The sequence below is a fragment of the Pseudomonas citronellolis genome, assembly GCF_900112375.1.
Lineage (GTDB): Bacteria > Pseudomonadota > Gammaproteobacteria > Pseudomonadales > Pseudomonadaceae > Pseudomonas > Pseudomonas citronellolis.
Map to the genome: position 1 here is coordinate 73,943 of NZ_FOLS01000009.1, position 25,912 is coordinate 99,854.

A 25,912-nucleotide genomic window follows, 5' to 3' on the forward strand; every position below is an offset into this window, starting at 1 on the left:
CGGAGTCCGCTCCTACACCTTCCGGCAAATATGACACCCCGTAGGATGGGTTGAGCGAAGCGATACCCATCACCACGACCGCATGGGTTTCGCCAAGGCTCAACCCATCCTACGAAGAGCGCCTCGGCGCCCCGGAGACGTCCGCAGAGGGTCCAGGAAAGCACGGTCGTAGGAGCGGACTCCGTCCGCGATTGGGCTCGCCGTGCATGGAGCTAGCCGGTGGCACGAACCACCGAGCATCACGCCGCCAACGGGAACAACCGCCTGAAATTAGCCGTAGTCTGCTCAGCCAACACCTCGAAACTCACCCCCCGCAGCACAGCCAGGTACTCAGCCACCTCGCGCACGTACTCCGGCAGGTTCGGCTTGCCGCGGTGCGGTACCGGCGCCAGGTACGGCGAATCGGTTTCCACCAGCAGGCGGTCGGCCGGTACCTGGCGGGCCACTTCGCGCAGGGCTTCGGCGTTGCGGAAGGTGACTATGCCCGACAGCGAGATGTAGAAGCCGATGTCCAGCGCCGCCTTGGCCATTTCCCAGTCCTCGGTGAAGCAGTGCAGCACGCCGGCTTGGGGCAGCGCCGCCTCGCGCAGCAGCGCCAGGGTGTCGGCGCGGGCCTCGCGGGTGTGGACGATGACCGGCTTGCCGGTGAGCTTCGCCGCCTCCAGGTGCAGGCGGAAGGCTTCCTGCTGCAGTTCGGCGGCTTCGGGTTCGTAGTGGTAGTCCAGGCCGGTCTCGCCGATGGCCACCACCCGCGGGTGGTTCAGTTCGGCCAGCAGCCAGTCCAGGGCCGGGGCTGCGCCGGGTTCCAGGTCCAGCGGGTGGACGCCCACCGAGCAGTGCACGTCGGCGTAGCGCTCGGCCAGGTCCTTGACCGCCCGGGCGTTGTCGGCGCTGACGCCGATGCACAGGAACTGCCCGACGCCCCGGGCGCGCGCGGCGTCCAGCGCAGCGTCGAGCGAGCCGCCGTGGGCGGCCAGGTCGAGGCGGTCGAGGTGGCAATGGGAATCGACGAGCATGGAAAGGCTACTCCGGAAATGACGAAGCGCCCCTTCGGGCGCCTCCTGCGTTCGACGGTACGTCTGCCGCGGATTACATGGTGTGGGTCGGCCTGTCGGACTTCAGCGCCCCGGCCAGGTAGGTCTCGATCTTGTTGCGCGCGGTGTTGTCGCCGTCGTTGAACTGCACGCCGATACCCGCGGCGCGGTTGCCCTGGGCGCCCTTCGGGGTGATCCAGACCACCTTGCCGGCCACCGGGATCTTCTCCGGCTCGTCCATCAGGTTGAGCAGCATGAAGACCTCGTCGCCCAGCTTGTAGGTCTTGTTGGTCGGGATGAACAGCCCGCCGTTGCGGATGAACGGCATGTACGCGGCATAGAGTACGGACTTGTCCTTGATGGTCAGGGACAGGATACCGTTACGCGGTCCCAGGTTCGGTGGCAAGCTCATGCGGCTGTCCTAGCGATGATCCGATTGGCCGATTCTAGCCCGGCCCCGGCAGGCTTGCCCACTGCGCGAGCAGGGCTTCGAGAAGCAGGGCACGGTTGAGGTTGGCCTTGTTCAGGACTTTCTGCCGGTGCTCCAGCAACCAGTCCTGGATCGCCATGACCTTGGGCTGGGTGGACTTCTCCGCCAGGTACTGCACCACCTTGCGCATGTCCGCCAGGCCCAGCCCCGCCTCGTCGCGGGTCAGTTGGTAGCGCAGGATGCCCAGCGCCCAGTCGCAGAACCAGTCGAACAGCAGCGGCAGCGGCACGGCGTTCCAGCTTTCCGCCAGTTGGCCGGGGGCGATCTGCTGCTTGAGCAGCTTCTTCACTCCCTCCACCACCAGCGCGCGTTGTTCGCGCACGCCCTGGCCGTACAGGCGCTGGGCGGTCAGCGGCGAGCCGCCGGCCAGGACCAGCAGCTCGTCGAGCGCGGCGGCGTCCTCGCCGGGCAGCACGCTGGCCAGGTAGGCGCGGCTCTGCTCGGCGCTCGGCTGCGGGCAGGCCTGCTGCACGCAGCGGCTCTTGATGGTCGGCAGCAGGCGGCTGGGCTGGTGGCTGATCAGCAGCAGCACGGTGTCGCCGGAGGGCTCCTCCAGGCTCTTGAGCAGGGCGTTGGCGGAGTTGAGGTTCATCGCCTCGGCCGGTTCCAGCAGCACCACCTTGCGCCCGCCCAGCTGCGCGGTCTGCACCACGAAGTCCACCAGTTCGCGGACTTGGTCGACGCGGATGGGCTTCTCCGGCTCTTCCGGCTCCAGCAGGAAGAAGTCCGGATGGGTGCCGGCGGCCAGCAGCTGGCAGCCCTTGCACTGGCCGCAGGCGCGGCCGCCGGCCGGGTGCTGGCAGAGCAGCAGGGCCACCAGGTTGTCGGCCAGGGCGCGCTTGCCGATGCCGGCCGGGCCGTGCAGCAGGTAGGCGTGGGCATGCCGCGGGCGGCCGCTGAGCTGCTGCCAGAGCGTGGCCTGCCAGGAGTAGATCTCAGCCATGCAGGCGCTCCAGCAGGTTCGGCAGCAGGGCCTCGATGTCGGCCTGCACGCGCGCCAGCGGCTGCGCGGCGTCGAGCACCTGGTAGCGCCGCGGCTCGTCGGCGGCGCGACGCAGGTAGGTCTGGCGCACCGCCTCGAAGAATTCGCGGCCTTCCTGCTCGAAGCGGTCCAGGCGGCCACGAGCGGCGGCGCGGGCCAGACCGACTTCCACCGGCAGGTCGAAGACCAGCGTCAGGTCCGGGCGCAGGTCGCCCTGGACGAAGCGTTCCAGCTCGGCGATGCGCGACTCCGGCAGGCCGCGGCCACCGCCCTGGTAGGCGTAGGTGGCGTCGGTGAAGCGGTCGCAGAGCACCACGGCGCCGCGGGCCAGGGCCGGGCGGATGACCTGGGCGATGTGCTGGGCGCGGGCGGCGAACATCAGCAGCAGCTCGGTATCCACCGCCATCGGCTCGTCACTGGGGGCCAGCAGCAGGTCGCGGATGCGCTCGGCCAGCGGCGTGCCGCCGGGCTCGCGGGTCAGCTGCACTTCCACGCCGCGTTCGCGCAGGCGCTCGGCCAGGTACTCGCGGTTGGTGGTCTTGCCCGCGCCTTCGGGGCCTTCCAGGGTGACGAACAGGCCGCTCACTCGGCTCTCCTTCTGTCTGTGCTACTGCTGCTCCGACGGTTGCTCGGGAGCCTCCGCCGGCGCCGGTGCGGGAATGGGCGCGGGGCTGGACCGGTAGTCCGCGCGCCGCTTCAGCTGGTATTCCTGCACCGCCTTGTTGTGGTCGTCGAGGTTGTCGGAAAACACGTGGCTGCCATCGCCACGGGCGACGAAATACAAGCTCTGGCCATTGGCCGGGTTGAGCGCGGCGTGGATCGCCTCGCGCCCGGGCATGGCGATCGGCGTCGGCGGCAGGCCGGCGATCAGGTAGGTGTTGTAGGGGGTGGGCTCGCGCAGGTCGGCGCGGCTGATCTTGCCGTTGTAGCGCTCGCCCATGCCGTAGATCACGGTCGGGTCGGTCTGCAGCAGCATGTTCTTCTGCAGGCGGCGCACGAAGACCCCGGCGATCTGCTGGCGCTCCTGGGGCACGCCGGTTTCCTTCTCGATCAGCGAAGCCATGATCAGCGCCTGGTACGGGTCCTTGTAGGGCAGGTCGCCGCTGCGGGCCTGCCACTCCTGATCGAGGATGCGCTCCATGCGCTGGTAGGCCAGCTTGAGCAGGTCGATGTCGCGCATGCCGCGGACATAGCGGTAGGTGTCCGGGAAGAACTGCCCCTCGGGCACGACGCCGGCCTTGCCCAGGCGCTTCATCACCTCTTCGTCGCTCAGGCCGCCCAGGGTGGCCTCTAGCTTGGGCTGGCGCGCCAGCAGCTCGCGGAACTGGTGGAAGGTCCAGCCTTCGACCAGGGTCAGGCTGTACTGCACCACGTCGCCTTCGCGCCACAGTTCCAGCAGGTCATCGCCGCTCATCCCCGGCTTGAGCCGGTATTCGCCGCTGTGCAGGGCCTGCCCGGCCAGGTTGAAGCGCCAGTACAGGCGCAACCAGAAGGCGCCGTGCAGCACTTCCTCGTCCTGCAGGCGCGTCAGCAGCGCCCCCGGCGTGGCGCCGGAAGGGACGTCCAGCAGGCGTTCTTCGGTCAGCTGCAGCGGCTGCTGCAGGGCCCGGCGCTGCTCCCAGCCGGCCAGGCCGAGCAACAGCCCGGCCAACAGCAGGCCGCTTTCCAGCAGCACCAGCAATTTGCGCATCACAGGTCAGGAATCCAGGCGTTCGCGGAAGTGGGCTTGCAGTTTACGGGTGATCGCCCCGACCGGCCAGGCATGGGCTTCGAGTCGACGCACCGGCCAGACACCATAGAGGCTGTTGCAGAGAAAGACCTCATCGGCCTGCAACAGTTCGGCGTAGGCAACATCCCGAACCGCAGTGGGAATGCCCTGCCCCGCCGCCCATTCCAGCAGTTCGGCGCGCATCACCCCGGCCACTCCGCAGCGGCTCAGTTCGGGCGTGATCAATTGGCCGTCGCGGACCAGGAACAGGTTGCTGAATACGCCTTCGACCACGCGCCCGCCCTGGTCGCGCATCAGCCCCTCGGCGAAGGCCGGGTCGCTCCACTCGCTGCGGGCCAGCACCTGCTCCAGGCGGTTGAGGTGCTTGAGGCCGGCCAGCAACGGCTGCTCGGCCAGGCGGGTGGCGCAGGGGAAAAGGGCGATGCCCTCGTCGAAATTGGCTGCCGGGTAGGCCGGCGCCGGCGAGCCGATGAGGATGCGCCGCACCTGGGCATCGGCCGGCGCGGCATAACCGCGCAGGCCTTCGCCGCGGGTCAGCATCAGCTTGGCCACGCCTTCGCCCAGTTGCGCGGCGAAGGCCAGCAGTTCCTGCTCGACCTGGGCCAGCGACACCGGCAGGAACAGGCGCCGCGCGCCCTCTTCCAGGCGCGCCAGGTGCCGCGCCAGCAGGCGCGGCCGGCCGGCGCGCACGGCGATGGTCTCGAACAGGCCATCGCCGTAGGCCAGCCCGCGATCGCGCACGGACAGGGCCTCGGCGGGCCGGCCGTCGACCCAGGCGGACATCAGCCGTTGAACCGGCGGAACACCAGGGAACCGTTGGTGCCGCCGAAGCCGAAGGAGTTGGACACCGCCACTTCGATGCTGCGCTCCTTGAGCCGGTTCGCCACCAGGTCGAGGTCGCAGCCTTCGTCCGGGTTGTCCAGGTTGATGGTCGGCGGCGCCACCTGGTCGCGCAGCGCCAGGATGCAGAAGATGGCTTCCACCGCGCCGGCGGCACCGAGCAGGTGGCCGGTCATGGACTTGGTCGAGCTCATCGACAGCTTGTAGGCGTGCTCGCCGAAGATCGACTTCACCGCGGAGATCTCGGCGATGTCGCCGGCCGGGGTGGAGGTGCCGTGGGCGTTGATGTAGTCGACCTGCTCCGGGTTCAGGCCGGCGTCGCGCAGGGCGTTCTTCATGCAACGGGCAGCGCCGGCGCCATCTTCCGGCGGCGCGGTCATGTGGAAGGCGTCGCCGCTCATGCCGAAGCCGACCAGCTCGGCGTAGATGCGCGCGCCGCGGGCCTTGGCGTGCTCCAGCTCTTCCAGCACCACGGCGCCGGCGCCGTCGGAGAGCACGAAACCGTCGCGGTCCCTGTCCCACGGGCGGCTGGCCCTGGCCGGCTCGTCGTTGCGGGTGGACAGCGCGCGGGCTGCGCCGAAACCGCCGATGCCCAGGCCGCAGGTGGCCATTTCCGAACCGCCGGCGACCATCACGTCAGCCTCGCCGTAGGCGATGTTGCGCGCGGCCATGCCGATGTTGTGGGTGCCGGTGGTGCAGGCGGTGGTGATGGCGTAGTTGGGGCCCTGCAGACCGAGGTTGATCGACAGGAACCCGGAAACCATGTTGATGACCGAGCCGGGCACGAAGAACGGCGAAATGCGCCGCGGCCCCTGCTCGAACAGAGAACGGCAGGTGTTCTCGATGTTGGTCAGGCCGCCGATGCCCGAGCCGATGGCGACGCCGATGCGCTCGCGGTTGGCGTCGCTGACTTCCAGGCCGGAATCGCGCACCGCCTGGTAGCTGGCGGCCAGGCCGTACTGGATGAACAGGTCGAGTTTGCGGGCTTCCTTGGCGGACATGTACTGCTCGACGTCGAACCCCCTCACCGAACCGCCGAAGCGGGTGGAAAAGGCGGAAAGGTCCATGTGCTCGATCGGGGCGATACCGCTGCGGCCGGCCAGGATACCCTGCCAGGAACTCGGCACGTCCACGCCCAGCGGCGAGAGCATACCCATGCCAGTGATGACGACGCGTCTGCGCGACACTACGACTTCCTCATTTTGCGAATACACGGCATAGGCGCCGGACCGCGACCAGGGCTGTCCAGCGCCATGCTAAAGAAAAGCCGCACGCCTTTGCAGGCCGTGCGGCTTCTTCCGTCGGAAACGGCTACTTATTGCTGGTGGGCAACGATGTAGTCGATGGCTTCCTGCACGGTGGTGATCTTTTCGGCTTGCTCGTCGGGGATTTCGGTCTCGAATTCCTCTTCCAGAGCCATCACCAGCTCAACGGTGTCAAGGGAGTCGGCGCCCAGGTCTTCGACGAAGGAAGCGCTGTTGGTGACTTCTTCTTCCTTAACGCCGAGTTGCTCAGCAACGATCTTCTTGACGCGTTCTTCGATGGTGCTCATACCTTGTTTTCACTCCTATGGACAATCCGTACAGCTGGGCTGCGGGTAAGTGTATAGAAAGGGTTTTCTGCATTTCAAGCTGAACGCCGACGCCCCTTCGCGACCACCACGATGTTCTGTCTATAACCCAGTTGCATCTATATAACGGATTTTAGACAGCGCATATGACACATCCGCGAAGAGTAAGGTCACATTCAGCTCATGTACATTCCGCCATTCACCGGTACCGTGGCGCCGGTCACATAGGCGGCACCATCGGAGGCGAGGAATCCTACCACCTTGGCGATCTCTTCGGCTTGGCCGAGACGCCCGAGCGGAATCTGGCCGAGCAGCGCTTCGCGCTGGGCTTCGGGCAGCTCGCGGGTCATGTCGGTGTCGATGAAGCCCGGGGCCACCGCGTTGACGGTGATGGCACGGGAGCCCACTTCGCGCGCCAGGGCGCGGGTGAAGCCCTCTAGGCCGGCCTTCGCCGCAGCATAGTTGGTCTGCCCGGCATTGCCCATGGCGCCGACCACCGAGCCGATGTTGATGATGCGACCCCAGCGAGCCTTGGTCATGCCGCGCAGCACGGCTTTCGACAGACGGTAGAGGCTGTTGAGGTTGGTGTTGACCACGTCGAACCACTCGTCGTCCTTCATCCGCATCAGCAGGTTGTCGCGGGTGATGCCGGCGTTGTTGACCACGATCAGCGGCTGGCCGAGGTGCTGCTGGATGTGTTCGAGAGTGGAGGCGACGGATTCGTCGCTGGAAACGTCCAGGACCAGGCCGGCGCCTTCGATGCCGTTGGCCTTGAGGTATTCGGCGATCTTCTCGGCGCCCGAGGCGCTGGTGGCGGTGCCGATGACGATGGCGCCCAGGCGGCCCAGTTCCAGGGCGATGGCCTGGCCGATGCCGCGGCTCGCGCCGGTGACCAAGGCAACCTTACCTTGCAGACTCATGCTCTTATCTCCTGTTCAAGCCAGAGCCGCACGAGCCGCCGCGAAGGCGTCCGCCGAATCCAGATTGTGGGTGTTCACGCCCTTGGCGCAACGCTTGTTCAGGCCGGCCAGGACCTTGCCAGGGCCGCACTCTACCAGATCGCTCACGCCCTTGGCGGCGAGCAGTTGCACGGTCTCGACCCAGCGCACCGGGCTGTACAGCTGCGCCAGAAGGTCGCGCTTGAGGGTATCGAGGTCCGCCGGCACCTGGGCGCTGACGTTCTGCACCAGGGCGATCTGCGGAACCTGCCAGGCGATGGCTTCCACCGACTCGGCGAAGCGCTCGGCGGCCGGACGCATCAGCGCGCAGTGCGACGGCACGCTGACCGGCAGCGCCACGGCGCGCTTGGCGCCACGCGCCTTGCAAGCCTCGATGGCGCGCTCGACCGCGGCGGCGGCACCGGCGATCACCACCTGGCCGGGAGCGTTGAAGTTCACGGCGCTGACCACGTCACCCTGCGCGGCTTCGCCGCAGGCGGCCAGCACGTCGGCGTCTTCCAGGCCGAGGATCGCGGCGATGCCGCCGGTACCGGCGGGCACCGCTTCCTGCATCAATTGGCCGCGGCGCTCGACCAGTTTCACCGCATCGGCGAAGCCCAGGCTGCCGGCGGCGACCAGGGCCGAGTACTCGCCCAGGCTGTGGCCGGCGACGTAGGCCGGCGCGGCACCGCCCTCGGCCTGCCACAGGCGCCACAGGGCGATGGAGGCGGTGAGGATGGCGGGCTGGGTCTTGTCGGTCTGGTTCAGGCGCTCTTCCGGGCCTTCCTGCACCAGCGCCCAGAGGTCGTAGCCCAGGGCCGCGGAGGCTTCGGCGAAGGTGTCACGCACCAGTGCGTGCTGCGCGCCCAGCTCGGCCAGCATGCCGAGGGATTGCGAGCCCTGGCCGGGGAAAACGAATGCGAGGGATGCGGACATTGCAACGGGTCCCTTGTGTCTGTTTCGTCGAAGGGTAACGCCAGCAGCAGCCTGGCGCATGGAACTGACAGTTGGATGACGGCCTCGACCGCGCGGTCACATCGCCAGGGCGAGGACATCATCTCGCCGGGCGGCCTTGCGAGCGCGGTGCGCAAGCATACTTCCATTACCGCCAGAAATCTCTATTTCCTTTCTATTCAGCTACTTAGAGAAGGCTTTCAAGCCGCCCATGGAGCCGCTGCGGCAGGTTCTCGCGGATTTCCGCCAGGGCCCGGCGCAGAGCGCTCTGGATGCCCTCCTCGGCCGCGCTGCCGTGGCTCTTCACCACGATGCCCTGCAGCCCCAGGAAGCTCGCGCCGTTGTGCCGGGCCGGCGTCAGGTCGCTGCGCAGACGGCGCAGCAGCGGCATGGCCACCAGGCCGATGGCCTTCGCCGACAGGCTGGAGGCGAATAACTCCTCCAGGCGGCTGACCACCATGGCCGCCAGCCCCTCGCTGGCCTTCAGCAGGATGTTGCCGACGAAACCGTCGCATACCACCACGTCGGCCAGGCCGCGGTACAGGCCGTCGCCTTCTATGTAGCCGATGTAGTTGATGCCGCGGGCCTGTTCCAGCAGGGTCGAGGCCAGCTTGACCTGCTGGTTGCCCTTGATTTCCTCGGTGCCGACGTTGAGCAGCGCCACCCTCGGGTTGGCCTTGCCCAGCGCCTCGGCCGCCACCGCGCCCATCACGGCGAACTGGTAGAGGTGCTCGGCGCTGCAATCGACGTTCGCTCCCAGGTCCAGCAGGTGGCAATGCCCGGTCTGGGTCGGCACGGCGGTGACCATGGCCGGCCGGTCGATGCCCGGCAAGGTCTTGAGCAGATAGCGCGACAGGGCCATCAGCGCGCCGGTGTTGCCGGCACTGACGCAGGCATGGGCCGTACCGTCGCGGACCAGTTCCAGGGCGACGCGCATGGAGGAGTCGGGCTTGCTGCGCAGGGCCTGGGACGGGCGTTCGTCCATGCCGATGACTTCGCTGGCGTGCTGGATGTGCAGGCGCGGGCGGTCGACCGCGGGAACGCGGGCGCAGAGTTCTTCGAGGAGGGGAGCCTGGCCGACGAGGACCAGTTGCAGAGCGGGGTGCTGGGCCAGGAAGGAAATGCTGGCCGGAACAATGCAGTGGGGACCGAAGTCCCCACCCATTGCATCAATCGCGATGATTGGTGCGGACAAGGATTACTCGTCAGAGCCCTTGTCTACGACCTTGCGGCCGCGATAGAAGCCGTCCGGGGAGACGTGGTGGCGCAGGTGGACTTCACCGGTGCTCTTTTCCACGGACAGAGCGTTCGCATCGAGCGCATCGTGGGAACGACGCATGTCACGAGCGGAACGGGATTTTTTGTTCTGCTGAACAGCCATGATTGATTAACTCCTAAACGTTTGGGTCACGCTTCAACTGCGCCAGTACGCTGAACGGGTTGGGACGTTCTTCCACGTTCTCGCTCGGCTCGGGCGCTGCTGCAAATCCCGCCGGATGCTGGCATTCTTCAGGGTCATGGGCCGGAACGATGGGCAAGGCGAGCAACAGCTCGTCCTCGACCAGAGGCGGCAGGTCGAGGGGTTCCTCCCCCACTTCCAGCGCATCGTACCCCTTCGGCAGCCCTTCGGCAGACTGGCCTTCCCAGAGGATGGCGAAGTCGGACTCGCTGGTGACCTGGAAGGTCGCCGGCTCGAGGCAGCGTTGGCATACCATGCTCACCTGCGCGTCGACTTCGACATGCATGACCGCCAGCTTCTGCTCGTCGCGGTGGAAGAAAAACTTCGCCCGGACGTTGCCTTCGCTGCTGGTCAGCTGTTCGCAAACCCGCGGCATACTGGCGAGCGGCAGCACACCCTCGAGGGTGGCTTCGCGCTCTACCAATTTGCGCGGATCGACGTGAGGTGGTATCGGCCCATTCAACATAAGCGCGCCATTATAGGGATGCCCCCGTCCCTGTCAAAGGAAATTAGGCATAAACCGCTGTATGGACAGCCTTTTCGCTAGAATCGCGGACTTCGCCCAGGAGACTCCCGATGCGCCCACTGATTCTCGCCTCAAGCTCGCCCTACCGCCGCGAATTGCTGCAACGCCTGCGCCTGCCCTTCGAATGCGCAAGCCCGGATATAGATGAAAGCCCGCTGCCCGGCGAAAGCGCCGAACAACTGGTGCGCCGCCTCGCCGAAGCCAAGGCGCGGGCGCTGGCGGCGCGCTTTCCCGAGCACCTGATCATCGGCTCGGACCAGGCCGCCGTCCAGGGCCAGGCGATCCTCGGCAAGCCGCACACCCTGGAGCGGGCCATGGAGCAACTCAAGGCCTCCAGCGGCAGCAGCGTCAGCTTCCTCACCGGCCTGGCCCTGCTGGACAGCGCCAGCGGCCGCTGCCAGGTGGATTGCATCCCCTTCCGCGTGCACTTCCGCGAACTGGACGAGGCGCGCATCCACCGCTACCTGGAAGCCGAACAACCCTTCGATTGCGCCGGCAGCTTCAAGGCCGAGGGCCTGGGCGTCAGCCTGTTCCGCGCGACAGAGGGCGAGGATGGCACCAGCCTGGTCGGCCTGCCGCTGATTCGCCTGGTGGATATGCTGCTGGCGGAAGGCGTACAGGTTCCCTGACCGCTCCTACGCTGCAGGCGAGCACGGCTTTTCGTAGGAGCGAGCTTGCTCGCGAACGGATTCCGCCACGAGGCTATTCGCGAGCAAGCTCGCTCCTACGAAGAGCACGAAGAGCATCCCGATACCTGTCGTCCCGGAAACGAAAAAGCCGCTGCCTCATATATAAGGCAGCGGCTCGTTTCGAGCGCCAGGGCCTCAGCGCAACGCCGGCCCCTGCCAGCCCATCCACAGCGCCAGGCGCTCGGCGACGCTGGCGCCGATCTTCTTGGCGAAGCGGTCAAACGGCGTTTCCTGCACGGTGTAGTCGACGATTTCCTTTTCCTTGATCACGTCGCGCGCCACGTAGCTGGTGCTGCCCAGGCCATCGATCAGGCCGAGCTGTAGCGCCTGCTCGCCGGACCAGATCAGCCCGGAGAACAGCTCGGGATGATCCTTGTCCTTCAGGCGATCACCGCGCCCTTTCTTCACGCTGTCGATGAACTGCTTGTGGGTGGTGTCCAGCACGCCCTGCCAGAACTGCGTCTCTTCGGCCTTGGGCGGCTGGAAGGGATCGAGGAAGGCCTTGTGCTCGCCGGAGGTGTAGACGCGGCGATCGACGCCGAGCTTCTCCATGGTGCCGACGAAGCCGAAGGTGGCGGCGGTCACGCCGATGGAGCCGACCAGGCTGGCCTTGTCGGCATAGATCTCATCGGCGGCGCTGGCGATGTAGTAGGCGCCGGACGCCCCCAGGTCGCTGATCACCGCGTAGACCTTCACGTCCGGGTGCAGGCCGCGCTGGCGCTTGATCTCGTCATATATATAGCCGGACTGCACCGGACTGCCGCCCGGGCTGTTGATGCGCAGGACGATGCCCTTGGTGCCGCTGTCCTCGAAGGCCGCCTTCAGCGCCCCGACGACATTGTCGGCGCTGGCCGGCTCGTCGTCGGCGATCATGCCCTTCACCTCGATCAGGGCGGTATGGCTGCCGCTGCGCGAGGCGGACTTGGACAGGCCGCTCAAGGGGGTGAACAGCGCCAGGGCGCCGAACAGATAGACGAAGGTCAGCAGCTTGAAGAAGATGCCCCAGCGACGGGCCCGGCGCTGTTCCTGAACGCCCGCCAGCACTGCCTTCTCCAGCAGTTTCCAGCTCTTCGCGTCTTCCTTGCCGGGCTCCTCGGCCTTCCACTCATCCGACATGCTCGTTCACCTCGATCCGTAGGTCCTGCACCCGGCCATCCAGCCAGGCGCGCAATTCGTTGAAATGCCCGATCTCCAGGCGCGGGCCGTATTCGCGCAGCACGGACAGCGGCTGCGCCCCGTAGGACACCGCCACCGAATCCATGCCCGCCCGGCGCGCCATCTCCAGGTCGAAGGGCGCATCCCCGACCATCAGCGCGCGGCCCGGTTCGACCAGGCAATGCGCGAGGATTTCATGCAGCATGCGCGGATCGGGCTTGCTCGCCGACTCATCGGCGGCACGGGTGATATCGAAGAAGCCTTCCCAGCCCTGCCCCTTCAGCACCCGGTCCAGGCCGCGGCGACTCTTGCCGGTGGCGACCGCCAGACGGTAACCGGACTGGCGGAAATGCTCCAGCGCGTCGGCCACGCCGGGGAACAAAGGAGAAGGCTCGACCTCCAGCATCAGATAATGCTCGGCGTAGTCGCCACGAAAGACTGTCAGCGCCGCTTCGTCGTCGACTTCCGGGTACAGCGTCTGGATCGCCTCCGGCAGCCCCAGGCCGATGATGCCTTTTATGGCTTCGTCGCTGCGCCGCGGCAGGCCGGAACGCTCGGCCGCCACCCGCATCGACTCGACGATGCGGCCGACGGAGTCGACCAGGGTGCCGTCCCAGTCGAAAACCAGCAGCGCGTACTCAGGCATCCAGGCGCTCCAGCGTGCTTCGCCAGATGTCGTCCACCTCGGCGTCCAGCTCCAGGGTGGAGCCGTCGGGCATGGGCACGCGCAGCTGCGCGGAATGCAGGAACAGGCGCTTGCCGCCCAGTTCGCGGATTTCGCGGGAGAATTCGTCGTCGCCGTACTTGGCGTCGCCGGCGATGGAATGCCCGGCGTGCTTGGCATGCACGCGGATCTGGTGGGTGCGCCCGGTGATCGGCCGCGCCTCCACCAGGGTGGCGAAGTCGCCGAAGCGGCGCAGCACCTTGAACTCGGTGAGCGCGTCCTTGCCTTCGACGTTGACTTCCACCATGCGCTCGCCGGAGCGCAGGTTGTTCTTCAGCAGCGGCGCGCGGATCTGCTTCTTCGCCGCCGGCCAGCTGCCGCGCACCAGGGCGTGGTAGCGCTTGTCCACCACGTGCTCGTTGCGCAGCGCATCGTGCAGGTGGCGCAGCATGCTGCGCTTCTTGGCGATCATCAGCAGGCCGGAGGTGTCGCGGTCCAGACGGTGCACCAGCTCCAGGTCCTTGGCCTCCGGGCGCAGCTGGCGGAAGGCCTCGATCACGCCATAGCTGAGGCCGCTGCCGCCGTGCACGGCGATGCCGGCGGGCTTGTTGATCACGATCAGCGCCTTGTCTTCGTAGACGATGGCGGCTTCCAGGCGCTCGAGCAGCCCCTGGGCCAGCGGCGCCGGCTCGTCGCGCTCGGCCAGGCGCAGCGGCGGCACGCGCACCACGTCCCCGGCCTGCAGCTTGTACTCGGGCTTGATCCGCCCCTTGTTCACCCGCACCTCGCCCTTGCGCAGGATGCGATAGATCAAGGTCTTGGGTACGCCTTTGAGCTGGGTTCTGAGGAAATTGTCGATGCGCTGGCCGGCATATTCCGGCGCGACTTCAAGCAGCTGGACGCCGGAAGTCGGAGGGGTGGAAGTCGTCATCCGCCCATCATAGCAATTTTTCATTCAATTGAAGCACTTAATCATTGCTGCTATATTCGGGAGGCCGCCAAAAGTGGCCGGGCCCGCGGATGTCAGCGAAATCGCCATCCCCGCTGCCTGCAAGCACATTGAACGGACGTGAGGCAGTCCTGCGAAGCGTTGCCGTGACGGACCCATGAATCCCTCGCCGCAACGATTCGGAACCCGAGCCTTGAGACATGACGCACGGCTGCCTCGGTAGCCGTGAAAAGCCAACCCGCTCCCGGATTCTGCGAGCGGCACCCGCTTCTTCAATAGGAAACGTGCAGGGTGGAGATGCACAACTGTCGGACCGCGTAGCTGGCACAGCCTTGTTTCAGACGCACTCTTTCGTCCGCCTCCGACAGCTGATTCCTCCTCCTGTTGATTGCTTGTTCGCAGGACAAGCAGGAGACGTAGTCGCGACCCGGCCCGTTGTTGGCCGGACGTCGCTGGACACGGGAATGGTCCGCCGTTCCTGAGTACGCGCCTGAGCACCGACCGTGAGAGTCGTGGGTGCCGATTGCCGTTTCCGGTGGCCCCGGAAACCATTGGTACTACATGAAAAGAATGCTGATCAACGCAACTCAACCCGAAGAGTTGCGTGTAGCGCTGGTAGATGGCCAGCGTCTGTTCGACCTGGACATCGAGTCCGGCGCGCGCGAACAGAAGAAGGCCAACATCTACAAGGGCCGCATCACCCGTGTCGAGCCCAGCCTGGAAGCCGCCTTCGTCGACTTCGGCGCCGAGCGCCACGGTTTCCTCCCCCTCAAGGAAATTTCCCGCGAGTACTTCAAGAAGAGCCCCGAAGGGCGCATCAACATCAAGGAAGTGCTCAGCGAAGGCCAGGAAGTCATCGTCCAGGTCGAGAAGGAAGAACGCGGCAACAAGGGCGCGGCCCTGACCACCTTCATCAGCCTGGCCGGCCGCTACCTGGTGCTGATGCCGAACAACCCCCGTGCCGGCGGCATCTCCCGCCGCATCGAAGGCGAAGAGCGCAACGAGCTGCGTGAAGCGCTGAACGGCCTCAACGCCCCGGCCGACATGGGCCTGATCGTCCGCACCGCGGGCCTGGGCCGCAGCTCCGAAGAGCTGCAATGGGACCTGGACTACCTGCTGCAACTGTGGGGCGCCATCAAGGAAGCCTCCGGCGAGCGCGGCGCGCCCTTCCTGATCTACCAGGAAAGCAACGTCATCATCCGCGCCATCCGCGACTACCTGCGCCAGGACATCGGCGAAGTGCTGATCGACAGCATCGACGCCCAGGAAGAAGCCCTGAACTTCATCCGCCAGGTGATGCCGCAGTACGCCAGCAAGGTCAAGCTGTACCAGGACAGCGTTCCGCTGTTCAACCGCTTCCAGATCGAGAGCCAGATCGAGACCGCCTTCCAGCGCGAAGTGAAGCTGCCCTCCGGCGGTTCCATCGTCATCGACCCGACCGAAGCCCTGGTTTCCATCGACATCAACTCGGCGCGCGCCACCAAGGGCGGCGACATCGAGGAAACCGCGCTGCAGACCAACCTGGAAGCGGCCGAGGAAATCGCCCGCCAGCTGCGCCTGCGCGACATCGGCGGCCTGATCGTCATCGACTTCATCGACATGACCCCGGCGAAGAACCAGCGCGCCGTGGAAGAGCGCGTGCGCGAAGCCCTCGAGGCCGACCGCGCGCGCGTGCAGGTCGGGCGCATCTCGCGCTTCGGCCTGCTGGAGATGTCCCGCCAGCGCCTGCGTCCGTCCCTCGGCGAGACCAGCGGCATCGTCTGCCCGCGCTGCAACGGCCAGGGCATCATCCGCGACGTGGAATCCCTGTCGCTGGCCATCCTGCGCCTGATCGAGGAAGAAGCGCTGAAGGACCGCACCGCGGAAGTCCGCGCCCGCGTGCCCTTCCAGGTCGCCGCCTTCCTGCTCAACGAGAAGCGCAACGCCATCACCAAGATCGAGCTGCGCACCCGCGCGCGCATCTTCATCCTGCCGGACGAGCATCTGGAAACCCCGCACTTCGAAGTGCAGCGCCTGCGTGACGACAACCCGGACCTGCTGGTCGGCCACACCAGCTACGAGATGGCCCAGGTCGAGCACGAGGAAGTCCAGCCGGTCAGCGCCACCCGCACCCTGGTACGCCAGGAAGCCGCGGTGAAGACCGTCTCCCCGCAGACTCCTGCCCCGCAACAAGCCGAGCAGGCTGCCGCCGCGCCGCAACCGGTGGAAGCCGCCAAGCCGATGCCGCAGCCGAGCCTGTTCCAGGGCCTGGTCAAGTCGCTGGTGAGCCTGTTCGCCGGCAAGGAAGAACAGGCCAAGCCGGCCGTCAGCGCGGAGAAACCCGCCAGCGAGCGCAGCTCGACTCCGGACGAGCGCCGCAACGGCCGCCAGCAGAACCGTCGCCGTGATGGCGGCCGTCGCGACGACGACCGCAAGCCCCGCGAGGAGCGTGGCGAGCGCAACGAGCGCCGTCGCGAAGAACGCGCCGAGCGTCCGGCCCGCGAAGAACGCCAGCCCCGTGAAGAACGCGCTGAGCGCCAGCCGCGCGAAGAGCGTCAACCGCGTGAAGAGCGCGCCGAGCGCCAGCCCCGCGAGGAACGTCAACCGCGTGAAGAGCGTGCCGAGCGTCAGCCCCGCGAGGAACGTCAGCCGCGTGAAGAACGTGCCGAACGCCAGCCCCGCGAGGAGCGTCAACCGCGTGAAGAACGCGCCGAACGCCAGCCCCGCGAGGAGCGTCAACCGCGTGAAGAGCGCGCCGAGCGTCAGCCCCGCGAGGAACGTCAGCCGCGCGAAGAACGTGCCGAGCGCCAGCCGGGCGAAGAGCGTCAGCCCCGTGAAGAACGCCAGCCGCGCGAAGAGCGTGGTGAGCGTCGCGAACGTGGCGAACGCCAGCCCCGCGAGGAGCGCCAGGCCCGCGAAGCCGCGCTGGAAGCCGAAGAGCTGCCGAACAACGAGGAACTGCTGGAGCAGGACGACCAGGAAAGCAGCGATGACGATCGTCCGCGCCGCCGCTCCCGTGGCCAGCGCCGCCGCAGCAACCGCCGCGAGCGTCAGCGCGAAGTCGGCGTGGAAGGCCCGGAGGCCGGTGAGCAGCCGCAAGGCAGCGAGTCGCCGTCCGCCCCGGCCCTGGCCGCAACCGGCGTTGCCGCGGTAGCCGTGGTCGCCGAGCAGGTCGTCGAAGCCGCCAGCGAGCAAACCGCCGAGCCGGTCGCTGCCGTCGAAGCCAGCGCCGAAGCCGTGGTGGTCACCGAGACCCACGAGGAAAGCGCCGGCGAGCAGATCGTCGAGTTCAGCCTGCAGCCGAGCGAATCCGCCCCGGCCGCTGCCGAGCCGGTCGAGCAGCCTGCCGCGGAAGCCGTGGTCGAGGCCGCTCCGGTCGTCGAAAGCGCCCCCGTCGAACCCCAGGTGGTCGAAGCCCCGGTCGCCGAGGCCGAGCCTGCTGCCGCCGCGCCGAGCCAGGACGAAGCCCAGCCGGCAGCCAACGCCAGCGGCCGCGCCCTGAACGACCCGCGCGAGCGTCGTCGCCTGCAGCGCGAAGCCGAGCGCCTGGCCCGTGAAGCCGCGGAAGCCGCCGCTGCCGCTCCGGCCGTAGTGGAAACCGCCGTGGTCGAGCAGGCCGCCGAGGTGGAAGCTATCGCCGAGGAGCCCGTCGTCGCCGCGGAAGGAAGCGTCGTGGAAGCGGCCCAGGAGACTGTCGAAGCGTCTGCCACTACCGAAGCCGTCGAAGCACCCGCTGCCGAAGCTGCCGAAGCTGCCGAAGCTGCCGAAGCTGCCGAAGCTGCCGAAGGCGAGCAGGCCATCCAGGCCGTCGAGGAGCAAGTCGAAGCCGACAAGGCCGAGCAGCACCGCGACGAGGTGGAGAAGCACCACGGCTGATCGCCCGCGTGTTGAAAAAGGGGATGCCTAAGCATCCCCTTTTTTTTATGGTTCCTGGGTTGCGTGGGGAAGATCGCCATGCCTCACGACAACAACTGTAGGAGCGGGCCCTGCCCGCGATATCGCGCGCAGGGCGCGCTCCTACAGGGGAATGGTGCGGGTGGGGCGGAGTAGGAGCGGATCTCATCCGCGAATCGCGCCGGGATGTCCGGCTATCGCGGACAAGGTCCGCTCCTACACCCATACCGGTGGACATGGCTTCTCGTAGGAGCGAGCTTGCTCGCGAACAAACGCGGTGCCATGCGGTTCGCGAGCAAGAACTAGGCGTCCCCCTCGATCCTACGAAAAGCACCACGGACAAAAAAGGCGCTTGCCGTTGCCGGCAAGCGCCTTTTTTCAAGCCTGCAAACCTCAGTAGAGGTTGGGCTCCATCTCCAGCTCCACTCCGAATCGCTGCCGAATGTCCTCGCGGATGCGCTCGGCCAGTGCCTGGATCTGCGCCCCGCTGGCGCCACCGTAGTTGACCAGCACCAGCGCCTGCTGGGCATGCACGCCGGCGGCGCCATCGCGGAAGCCCTTCCAGCCGGCCTTGTCGATCAGCCAGCCGGCGGCCAGCTTGACCTGGCCGTCGGCCTGGGGATAGGCCACCAGGTCCGGGCATTCGCCACGCAAGCGCTCGGCCACGGCGGCGGATACCAGCGGGTTCTTGAAGAAGCTGCCGGCATTGCCCAGCACTGCCGGGTCGGGCAGCTTCTCGCGGCGGATGGCGCAGATCACCCGCGCCACGTCGGCGGGGCCAGGGGCGTCTATGCCCTCCTCCACCAGGCGCTGACGCACCGGACCATAGTCCAGATGCAGGCTGGCCCGGCGCGCGAGCTTCAGGCGCACGCGCAGGATCACCCAGCGCCCCGGCTCGCGCTTGAACAGGCTCTCGCGGTAGGCGAAGGCGCAATCGTCCAGGTGGAATTCGCGCAGACCGCCGCTATGGCGGTCCAGCGCCACCAGGCTGTCGAACACGTCCTTCAGCTCCACGCCGTAGGCGCCGATGTTCTGCATGGGCGCGGCGCCGACGGTACCGGGGATCAGGCTGAGGTTCTCCAGGCCGGCGAAGCCCTGCTCCAGGCTCCAGCGCACCAGGTCGTCCCAGACCTCGCCGGCCTCGGCTTCGATGCGCACCCGATCACCGTCGTCTTCGAGGATGCGCACGCCACGGCTGGCCATGCGCAGTACCAGGGCCTCGACGTCACGGGTCAGCAGCAGGTTGCTGCCGCCGCCGAGCACCAGCAGCGGCAGGTCGTGCTCCACCGCCAGGGCAAGGCCCTGCATCACTTCCTGGTCGTCGTGGGCTTCGGCGAACAGCTGCGCGTGCGCTTCGATGCCGAAGGTATTGAAGGCTTTCAGGGAAACGTCTTTCTGCAAAACCAGGCTCACAGGCGCCCCTTCACTTCCAGCAGCAGGGCGTCGCAGGCCAGCTCGATCAGGTCCAGCACCTGTTCGAAACCGGCCTCGCCGCCGTAATAGGGATCGGGCACCTCGTCCAGCGCGCCGGCGTAGCGGCGCAGGAACAGGTCCAGCTCAGCCGGGCCACTTCCCCGCAGGCATTCGAGATGAGCCAGGTTGCTCAGGTCCATGGCCAGGATCAGGTCGAAGTCGGCGAAATCGGCAGTGCTCACCTGGCGCGCACGCAGCGCCGACAGGTCATAGCCACGACGCATGGCGGCAACGCGGGTGCGGGCATCCGGCGCCTTGCCCACGTGCCAGTCGCCGGTGCCGGCGGAATCGACGGTCACCCGCGCCTCCAGCCCGGCCTCGCGCAGCTTGTGGCGGAACACGCCCTCGGCGGTGGGCGAACGGCAGATGTTGCCCAGGCAGACGAAGAGAACCCGCATCAGCCCCCCAGGATGCGCCTGACGCGCTCCAGGTCCTCGACTGTGTCCACCCCGGCCTGCGGCGCCTCCAGGGCGTCGGCGACGTGGATGCGCACGCCGTGCCAGAGCGCCCGCAGCTGCTCCAGGCACTCGGTGTCTTCCAGCCAGCACGGGCCCCAGGCGACGAAGTCGCGGAGGAAGCGCGCGCGGTAGGCGTAGATGCCGATGTGGCGGCGGTAGGGCACGCCCTGCGGCAGGCCGTCCGGCTCCTTGGCGAAGGCGTCTCGGGCCCAGGGCAGCGGCGCGCGGCTGAAGGTCAGCGCCAGGCCGTTGAGGTCGGTCACCACCTTCACCACGTTCGGGTTGAACAGCGCAGCCAGCTCGTGGATCGGCTCGGCCAGAGTGGCGATGCCGGCTTCCGGGTGGGCCGCCAGGTTGGCCGCCACCTGGTCGATGATGGCCGGCGGGATCAGCGGCTCGTCGCCCTGCACGTTGACCACGATGGCGTCGTCGGCCAGGCCCAGGGCATCGGCCACCTCCGCCAGGCGGTCGGTGCCGGAGTTGTGGTCGACGCGGGTCAGCAGCGCCTCGGCGCCGAAGACGTTGGCCGCCTCGAGGATGTGCGCATCGTCGGTGGCGATCACCACGCGGTTGGCGGCGCTCTTGCGCGCCTGTTCCCAGACGTGCTGGACCATGGGCTTGCCGCAGATGTCCTGCAGCGGCTTGCCGGGCAGGCGGGTGGAGGCGAAGCGGGCCGGGATGACGACGGTGAAGGCTTGGCTCATCGCGAGGTCTCGGTCACTTGTCCAGGCGTTCGTCGACGTTCAGGGTGCGGGCCTCGCCCTCGAGCATCACCGGGATGCCGTCGCGCACCGGGTAGGCCAGGCCGTCGGCCTTGCAGATCAGTTCGGACTTGTCGTCGGTGAGCTTCAGCGGCCCCTTGCACAGCGGGCAGGCGAGGATGTCGAGGAGTTTCGGGTCCATGGCGGAATCCTTGGAAAGCAATGGGTGGCGGCGCCACCCGTCAGCGCGCGATCAGACGCTCGAGCTGGGCGTCGAACCAGGCGACGAAGGCCGGGGATGGCTGCGCGTCGACCGCGAGGTACCACCAGTCGGCGGCGGCGAAGGCCCGGCATTTCACCGCGTCCTTCTCGGTCATCAGCAGCGGCAGCGGCGGGCTGAATTGCAGCTGCTCGGCGCTGTAGGCCGCGTGGTCCGGGAAGGCGTGCGGAACAGGCCGCCAGTGTAGCGCCTCGAGCGTCGCGAAGAAACGCCGGGGGTTGCCGATGCCGGCCAGGGCGTGGACCTGCTGGCCCGGCGGGAAGTGCGTCAGGTCGCCGCGCTCGCCGCTGCGCAGGTTGACCAGCGCGCTCGGCCGCAGGACGAAGGAAAAGGCCCCGGCCGGATCGCTGCTGGCGCCGTTGTAGAGCACCGCGTCCACCGACTCCAGGCGTTCGGCCGGCTCGCGCAGGGGGCCGGCCGGCAGGCAGCGGCGATTGCCCAGGCCGCGCGCGGCGTCGATCAGCACCAGCTCCAGGTCGCGGGCCAGGCGGTAGTGCTGCAGGCCGTCGTCGCAGAGGATCAGGTCCACCGGTTCCTCGGCCAGCAGCGCGCGCACCGCGGCCGGGCGGTCCGGGTCGATGACCAGGGGCACGCCGCTGCGCTGGACGATCATCAGCGGCTCGTCGCCGGCCTGCGCCGCGTTCTGTTCGGCGCGCACCCGCCAGGGCAGGCTCGGCGGCTTGGCGCCGTAGCCGCGGCTGACCACGCCGACCTTGAGGCCACGGGCGCGGCAGTGTTCGATCAGCCAGAGGATCATCGGCGTCTTGCCGGTGCCGCCGACGGTGACGTTGCCGACCACGATGACCGGCACCGGCGCGCGGTAGGCCTGGCGGCGGCCTTCCAGGTAATCGGCGCGCTTGCGCAGGGCGATGCGCCGGTACAGCGCCTCCAGCGGGCGCAGCAGGCCGAGGGCCGGGTGGCCCTGGTACCAGGCCTGCAGCAGGCGCTCGGAAAACGCCATCAGGGCTTGGCCGCCGGCTGCGCCTCGACGGTGGTGATGCGCAGGTGACTGAAGCCGAGCTTGCCGGCGGCGTCCATGGCGGTGACCACCGACTGGTGGGTGGCCTTGCCGTCGGCGGTGATCACCACCGGCAGGTTGCTGTCGCCGCCGGATTCCTTCTGCATCGCCGCCATCAGGGTGGCGATGTCGCCGTTGACCAGGCTCTGGCCGTTCAGCGCGTAGTGGCCGGCGGCGTCGATGTCCAGCTCCAGCGGCTTGATGTCGGTGGCTTCCGGCGGCGTGCCGCTGACCGCCTCGGGCAGCTCGACCTTCAGCTGCGTCGGCCGGCTGAAGGTGGTGGTGACCACGAAGAACAGCAGCAGGACGAAGATCACGTCGATCAGCGACGCCAGGTTGATGAACACGTCATCGCGGGCGGCGCTGCCGTTTCTGCGGCGGAATTTCACGCTTTGCCATCCTCGGAGAGGTCGACCTCGCGGTCGCCCTGGACCATTTCCACCAGCTTGATCGCTTCCTGCTCCATGGCCACCACCAGCTCATCGACGCGGCGCAGCAGGTAGCGGTGGAAGAACACCGCCGGGATGGCCACGATCAGGCCGGAGGCGGTGGTCACCAGGGCCTTGGAGATGCCGCCGGCGAGTTGCGGGGCGTTGGCCATGCCGTCGCCCATGAAGGCGTTGAAGATCTGGATCATGCCGAACACCGTGCCCAGCAGGCCGAGCAGCGGGGCCATGGCGGCGATGGTGCCGAGGGCGTTGAGGTAGCGCTCCATCTCGTGGATCACCCGGCCGGCGGCTTCTTCGATGCACTCCTTCATGATCTCGCGGCCATGCTTGGAGTTGACCAGGCCGGCGGCGAGCACCTCGCCCAGCGGGGAAGACGCCTTGAGCTCCTTGAGCGCCTGACTGTTCAGCTTCTTGTCCTTGATCTGCTTCCACACCTGGCCCAGCAACTGCGGCGGGGCGATGCGGCTGCGGCGCAGGGTCCAGAGTCGTTCGGCGACGATGGCGGTGGCGGCGATGGAGCTCAGAATGATCGGCAGCATCATCCAGCCGCCGGCTTTGACCAGTTCCCACACAGTGGCGAATCCCCTGAAAAAAAGTGGCGACACTCTAGCACAGGGCCCCTGCCCCGCCGACCGTCGCCGTTCTCATTTTTCCCTCCAGAATCCGGCATTTTCGCGCACGCCGCGCAGCGCTCCACGCTGCCCCAGGAGCAGGCGCAGGGCGCCCTCCCGGGCCACATCGTGCACCTTCGTCCCCTGCTCGGCAAAGCGTTGCAGCACCTCGCTGGACGGATGGCCATGGGCATTGTGCCGCGAGCGGGAAACCAGCGCCGCGCGGGGCGCCAGTTGCCTGACGAAGGCCTCGGAAGAGGCGCTGCGGCTGCCATGGTGGCCGGCCAGCAGCCAGTCGGCGCCGAGCCCTGGATGGCTGGCCAGCCAGGCGGCCTCGCCTGCGGCCGGCAGGTCGCCGGTGAGCAGCAGGCTCTCGCCGCCGGCCTCGACGTGCAGCACGCAGGAGCGGCCGTTGCTGTCCGTCGCGCCGGGCCACTGCCAGGTGGAGAAGCGCACGCCGTCCAGCAGCCATGTCTCGTTGCCGCAGGGGTCGGCAGGCAGGCTGCCCGGCAGACGCCGGGGTTCGCCGCTGATGATTCGCGTCAACGGCATGGCCGCCGACACCGAGCGGGCACCGCCGGCGTGATCATTGTCGGCGTGGCTGAGCAGCAACACGTCCAGGCGTTCGACGCCCAAGCCACGGAGGGTCGGCAGCACCGCCACCTCGCCGAGGTCGAAATCGCCCCGGCGCGGTCCGGCATCGTACAGCCAGGCGTGGTGACGGGTGCGGATCAGCACGGACAGCCCCTGGCCCACGTCCAGCACCCGCACTTCGGCATGGCCGTGGGGCGGCGCGCTGGAATGCGGCCAGAACATCGGCAGCAACAACGCCAAGCCCAGCGGACGCAGCGGCAGTCCGGCCGGCGCCAGGCACAGCAGCGCGCCGAACAGGGCCAGGGCGATGCTCCAGGGCGGTGGCGCCATGGGGTGCCAGGCCGGCGAGTACAGCGACAGGCGCCCGAGCAGGCCCAGCAGCACGTCGAGCACGCCACCGGCCAGCCACAGCAGCCCCTCGCCCACCACAGGCAGCCACAGCAGCAGGCTGCCGACCAGCGCCAGGGGCACCACCAGCAACTCGACACAGGGCACCGCCAGCAGGTTCGCCAGGGCGCCGGCGGGGCTCAGCGGCAGACCCAGGGCCAGCAGCACCGGGGCCAGGCCAAGGGCCATGAGCCACTGCGCGCGCCCCCAGACCAGCCAGCCGGCCCCGCGCCCCAGGCGCCCGGCGAAGCCGTAAACGAGCAGCGCCACGGCGGCGAAGGACAGCCAGAAGCCGGGCGTCAGGCTGACCAATGGATCGACCAGCAGCACCACCAGCAGAGCGCCGAGCAGCGGTAGCCAGACGCCCTGGCGACGAAAGTGCAGGCGCCACAGCAGCACCATGCTGAGCATCAGGCAGGCGCGCAATGCCGGCACCTGCAGTCCGGCGATCCAGCCATAGCCCCAGGCGCCAACCAGTGCAGCGGCACAGGCGCAGGGCAACCAGGGGATACGCGCCGGCCAGGCCCCCAGGCGCGCCAGGCCGGCCACCAGGGCGTAGAGCAGCCCGCCCAGCAGGGAGATGTGCGAGCCGGAGATTACCATCAGGTGCAGGGTGCCGGTGTCCTGCAGCATGTCCCAGTCTTCCCGGCCCAGGCCACTGCCGTCGCCGAGGACCAGGGCCACCAGGTAGGCGTTGCGCCCCCGGGCATCCACGGCCAGCAGCCGGTCCTTCCAGGCCTCGCGCCAGGCCATGGGGCCCGCGGCCTCGGCCAGGCGCCGGCCATCCTTGACGCTGCCGGTGGCGCCTATGCCGTCGGCCGCCAGCCAGGCCTCGTAGTCGAAGCCGAAATCGTTGGCCAGACCGTGGGGGCGGCGCAGGGTGACCACCAGGCGCCAACGCTCCCCGGCCCGTACCTCCGGGCCGCCATACCAGGACACACGGATGCGCCTGGGCAGATCCAGGCGCGCCTGGACGTCCTCCAGCTCGAAGCGGACGATGCCGCCCGTGGCCGACGGCAGGCCGGCGACCTGCCCTTCCAGCCACAGCGTCCGCCCATCCAGCTCGGGCGCCAGCCGTCCTTCCCATGAATAGTGGGCGAACAGGCAGGCCCAGGCGAAGCCGAGCAGAAAAAGCGCCACCGCGTGATGCCGCCGATACAGGCACAGCAGCGCCATTCCGACCAACGGCAGCAGGGCCGCCAGGGGGGGCAGCTGGGGCAGGAAACGCAGCAGCAACAGGCCGCAGGCCAGCGCCATCATCCCTGTGCGCACGGGTTGCCTCCCTGGCAGCGAAGTCCGGTGCACCGCACCCGGTTACACATGGACATAGTTGGTGAACAGAAGCTGTCATCTAGCTAGGCATAATGACCGGTGTTCGTCTGCCAGAGATTTCCCCATGCCGCGCCGACTTTTCCAGCGCTACATGCCGGACCCCGAGCTGATCAGGAACCACAAGTCCCTGCGCTGCTTCGGGACCCTGCTGCACTCGCCCAACCTCTGGCACCTGAATCGAAGGTCGGTATCCCGCGCCATGGGCATGGGCCTGTTCGCCGCCTTCGTGCCCATTCCCCTGCAGATGCTGCTGGCCGCCACGCTGGCGGTGTGGGTGCGCGCCAACCTGCCGATCTCGGTGGGCCTGGTCTGGCTGACCAACCCCATCACCATGCCGCCGGTGTTCTATTGCACCTACAAGCTGGGGGCCTGGGTCATGGGCGTGCCGGCGCGCACGCTGCCGGAGAACCTCACCTGGGAATGGATCAGCGGCGAGCTGTCGCTGCTCTGGCAGCCGTTCCTGCTCGGCTCGATCCTCTGCGGGGCGCTGGTGGGCCTGCTCGGCTACCTGGTCACCCAGGCCTACTGGCGCTGGTGGATAGGCCGCAGCTGGCGGCGGCGCCAGGCGTTGCGCAATCTGCGGCAGGGGTTGTGAGCCCTTTCCTTGTCCGCGATAACCGGAGGTATCGGCGCGGTTCGCGGATGAGATCCGCTCCTACGCCGCCCCACCCATGCCATTCCCCCGTAGGAGCGCGCCCTGCGCGCGATTTCGCGGGCAGGGCCCGCTCCTACAGAATGCCGGGTAGCAATTACAATT

27 protein-coding genes are annotated in these 25,912 nt (G+C 67.9%); 3 read left to right on the forward strand and 24 right to left on the reverse strand.

Features of this window, described 5'->3' with window-relative positions; genetic code table 11:
• Positions 1-239 precede the first annotated feature (239 nt).
• The 13 genes from BM060_RS10560 to BM060_RS10620 form a co-directional block, all read right to left on the reverse strand.
• On the reverse strand, positions 240-1,016 hold the full coding sequence (locus tag BM060_RS10560; RefSeq protein ID WP_074979834.1) for a TatD family hydrolase: 777 nt from the start codon (positions 1,014-1,016) through the stop codon (positions 240-242).
• Between the two features lie 73 nt (positions 1,017-1,089).
• Positions 1,090-1,446: a PilZ domain-containing protein gene (locus BM060_RS10565; protein WP_009621447.1), complete on the reverse strand. Its 357-nt coding sequence runs from the start codon at positions 1,444-1,446 to the stop codon at positions 1,090-1,092.
• A 34-nt stretch (positions 1,447-1,480) separates the two neighbouring features.
• The gene (locus tag BM060_RS10570; RefSeq protein ID WP_074979836.1) at positions 1,481-2,467 is read right to left on the reverse strand and encodes a DNA polymerase III subunit delta'; all 987 of its coding nucleotides are present in this window, start codon (positions 2,465-2,467) and stop codon (positions 1,481-1,483) included.
• Positions 2,460-3,092 (reverse strand): dTMP kinase, encoded by a 633-nt coding sequence (gene tmk / locus BM060_RS10575; RefSeq protein WP_074979839.1) that lies wholly within the window; start codon positions 3,090-3,092, stop codon positions 2,460-2,462. Before tmk ends, BM060_RS10570 begins: the two co-directional genes overlap by 8 nt.
• Positions 3,093-3,113: 21 nt before the next feature.
• The gene (mltG, locus tag BM060_RS10580; RefSeq protein ID WP_074979841.1) at positions 3,114-4,196 is read right to left on the reverse strand and encodes an endolytic transglycosylase MltG; all 1,083 of its coding nucleotides are present in this window, start codon (positions 4,194-4,196) and stop codon (positions 3,114-3,116) included.
• A gap of 6 nt (positions 4,197-4,202) precedes the next feature.
• On the reverse strand, positions 4,203-5,018 hold the full coding sequence (gene pabC / locus BM060_RS10585) for an aminodeoxychorismate lyase (RefSeq protein ID WP_074979844.1): 816 nt from the start codon (positions 5,016-5,018) through the stop codon (positions 4,203-4,205).
• Positions 5,018-6,262, reverse strand: a complete 1,245-nt coding sequence (gene fabF / locus BM060_RS10590) for a beta-ketoacyl-ACP synthase II (RefSeq protein ID WP_074979846.1) — start codon at positions 6,260-6,262, stop codon at positions 5,018-5,020. The genes pabC and fabF overlap by 1 nt, the downstream gene beginning before the upstream one ends.
• Before the next feature lie 128 nt (positions 6,263-6,390).
• Positions 6,391-6,627, reverse strand: coding sequence for an acyl carrier protein (gene acpP / locus BM060_RS10595; RefSeq protein ID WP_007160597.1), 237 nt, complete (start codon positions 6,625-6,627; stop codon positions 6,391-6,393).
• Between the two features lie 194 nt (positions 6,628-6,821).
• On the reverse strand, positions 6,822-7,565 hold the full coding sequence (gene fabG, locus BM060_RS10600; protein WP_009621431.1) for a 3-oxoacyl-ACP reductase FabG: 744 nt from the start codon (positions 7,563-7,565) through the stop codon (positions 6,822-6,824).
• Positions 7,566-7,580: 15 nt separating this feature from the next.
• Positions 7,581-8,519 (reverse strand): ACP S-malonyltransferase, encoded by a 939-nt coding sequence (gene fabD / locus BM060_RS10605; RefSeq protein ID WP_074979849.1) that lies wholly within the window; start codon positions 8,517-8,519, stop codon positions 7,581-7,583.
• 205 nt (positions 8,520-8,724) lie between these two features.
• A complete protein-coding gene (gene plsX / locus BM060_RS10610) occupies positions 8,725-9,732 on the reverse strand; it encodes a phosphate acyltransferase PlsX (RefSeq protein ID WP_074979852.1) in 1,008 nt (335 codons plus the stop codon).
• Positions 9,733-9,735: 3 nt separating this feature from the next.
• A complete protein-coding gene (rpmF, locus tag BM060_RS10615; protein ID WP_009621425.1) occupies positions 9,736-9,918 on the reverse strand; it encodes a 50S ribosomal protein L32 in 183 nt (60 codons plus the stop codon).
• 13 nt (positions 9,919-9,931) lie between these two features.
• Positions 9,932-10,462 carry a YceD family protein gene (locus BM060_RS10620; protein ID WP_058488940.1) on the reverse strand — a complete coding sequence of 177 codons (531 nt, stop codon included), beginning with the start codon at positions 10,460-10,462 and terminating at the stop codon, positions 9,932-9,934.
• A 110-nt stretch (positions 10,463-10,572) separates the two neighbouring features.
• Here BM060_RS10620 and BM060_RS10625 point away from each other — a divergent pair, with 110 nt between their 5' ends.
• The gene (locus tag BM060_RS10625; RefSeq protein ID WP_074979855.1) at positions 10,573-11,151 is read left to right on the forward strand and encodes a Maf family protein; all 579 of its coding nucleotides are present in this window, start codon (positions 10,573-10,575) and stop codon (positions 11,149-11,151) included.
• 195 nt (positions 11,152-11,346) lie between these two features.
• Here the strand turns inward: BM060_RS10625 and sppA are convergent, their stop codons facing one another.
• Genes sppA through rluC form a run of 3 tightly spaced genes read right to left on the reverse strand, consistent with a single transcriptional unit; the run spans position 11,347 to position 13,961 of the window.
• Positions 11,347-12,327 carry a signal peptide peptidase SppA gene (sppA, locus tag BM060_RS10630; protein WP_009621418.1) on the reverse strand — a complete coding sequence of 327 codons (981 nt, stop codon included), beginning with the start codon at positions 12,325-12,327 and terminating at the stop codon, positions 11,347-11,349.
• Entirely contained in the window at positions 12,317-13,012 is a 696-nt protein-coding gene (locus tag BM060_RS10635) for an HAD-IA family hydrolase (RefSeq protein WP_074979857.1), read from the reverse strand. The genes sppA and BM060_RS10635 overlap by 11 nt, the downstream gene beginning before the upstream one ends.
• Positions 13,005-13,961, reverse strand: coding sequence for a 23S rRNA pseudouridine(955/2504/2580) synthase RluC (rluC, locus tag BM060_RS10640; RefSeq protein ID WP_074979860.1), 957 nt, complete (start codon positions 13,959-13,961; stop codon positions 13,005-13,007). Before rluC ends, BM060_RS10635 begins: the two co-directional genes overlap by 8 nt.
• A gap of 579 nt (positions 13,962-14,540) precedes the next feature.
• On the opposite strand from rluC, the gene rne reads away from it, so the two are divergent.
• Positions 14,541-17,834: a ribonuclease E gene (gene rne / locus BM060_RS10645; protein WP_074979862.1), complete on the forward strand. Its 3,294-nt coding sequence runs from the start codon at positions 14,541-14,543 to the stop codon at positions 17,832-17,834.
• 411 nt (positions 17,835-18,245) lie between these two features.
• Here the strand turns inward: rne and murB are convergent, their stop codons facing one another.
• The 8 genes from murB to BM060_RS10685 all read right to left on the reverse strand — a co-directional run bounded on the left by murB (position 18,246) and on the right by BM060_RS10685 (position 25,083).
• Positions 18,246-19,265, reverse strand: a complete 1,020-nt coding sequence (murB, locus tag BM060_RS10650; RefSeq protein WP_074979863.1) for a UDP-N-acetylmuramate dehydrogenase — start codon at positions 19,263-19,265, stop codon at positions 18,246-18,248.
• Positions 19,262-19,723: a low molecular weight protein-tyrosine-phosphatase gene (locus BM060_RS10655; protein ID WP_074979864.1), complete on the reverse strand. Its 462-nt coding sequence runs from the start codon at positions 19,721-19,723 to the stop codon at positions 19,262-19,264. The genes murB and BM060_RS10655 overlap by 4 nt, the downstream gene beginning before the upstream one ends.
• On the reverse strand, positions 19,723-20,487 hold the full coding sequence (gene kdsB, locus BM060_RS10660; protein ID WP_074979865.1) for a 3-deoxy-manno-octulosonate cytidylyltransferase: 765 nt from the start codon (positions 20,485-20,487) through the stop codon (positions 19,723-19,725). Before kdsB ends, BM060_RS10655 begins: the two co-directional genes overlap by 1 nt.
• A gap of 13 nt (positions 20,488-20,500) precedes the next feature.
• Positions 20,501-20,686, reverse strand: coding sequence for a Trm112 family protein (locus tag BM060_RS10665; protein WP_009621404.1), 186 nt, complete (start codon positions 20,684-20,686; stop codon positions 20,501-20,503).
• Positions 20,687-20,726: 40 nt separating this feature from the next.
• On the reverse strand, positions 20,727-21,725 hold the full coding sequence (gene lpxK, locus BM060_RS10670; protein ID WP_074979866.1) for a tetraacyldisaccharide 4'-kinase: 999 nt from the start codon (positions 21,723-21,725) through the stop codon (positions 20,727-20,729).
• Positions 21,725-22,171, reverse strand: coding sequence for a flagellar polar localization protein PocB (pocB, locus tag BM060_RS10675; RefSeq protein WP_074979867.1), 447 nt, complete (start codon positions 22,169-22,171; stop codon positions 21,725-21,727). The genes lpxK and pocB overlap by 1 nt, the downstream gene beginning before the upstream one ends.
• Positions 22,168-22,803: a flagellar polar localization protein PocA gene (gene pocA / locus BM060_RS10680; RefSeq protein WP_074979868.1), complete on the reverse strand. Its 636-nt coding sequence runs from the start codon at positions 22,801-22,803 to the stop codon at positions 22,168-22,170. Before pocA ends, pocB begins: the two co-directional genes overlap by 4 nt.
• A 72-nt stretch (positions 22,804-22,875) precedes the next feature.
• Complete coding sequence (locus tag BM060_RS10685) at positions 22,876-25,083, reverse strand: DNA internalization-related competence protein ComEC/Rec2 (RefSeq protein WP_169720924.1); 2,208 nt, start codon at positions 25,081-25,083, stop codon at positions 22,876-22,878.
• Between the two features lie 136 nt (positions 25,084-25,219).
• On the opposite strand from BM060_RS10685, the gene BM060_RS10690 reads away from it, so the two are divergent.
• A complete protein-coding gene (locus tag BM060_RS10690) occupies positions 25,220-25,750 on the forward strand; it encodes a DUF2062 domain-containing protein (protein WP_074979870.1) in 531 nt (176 codons plus the stop codon).
• Positions 25,751-25,912: the final 162 nt, after the last annotated feature.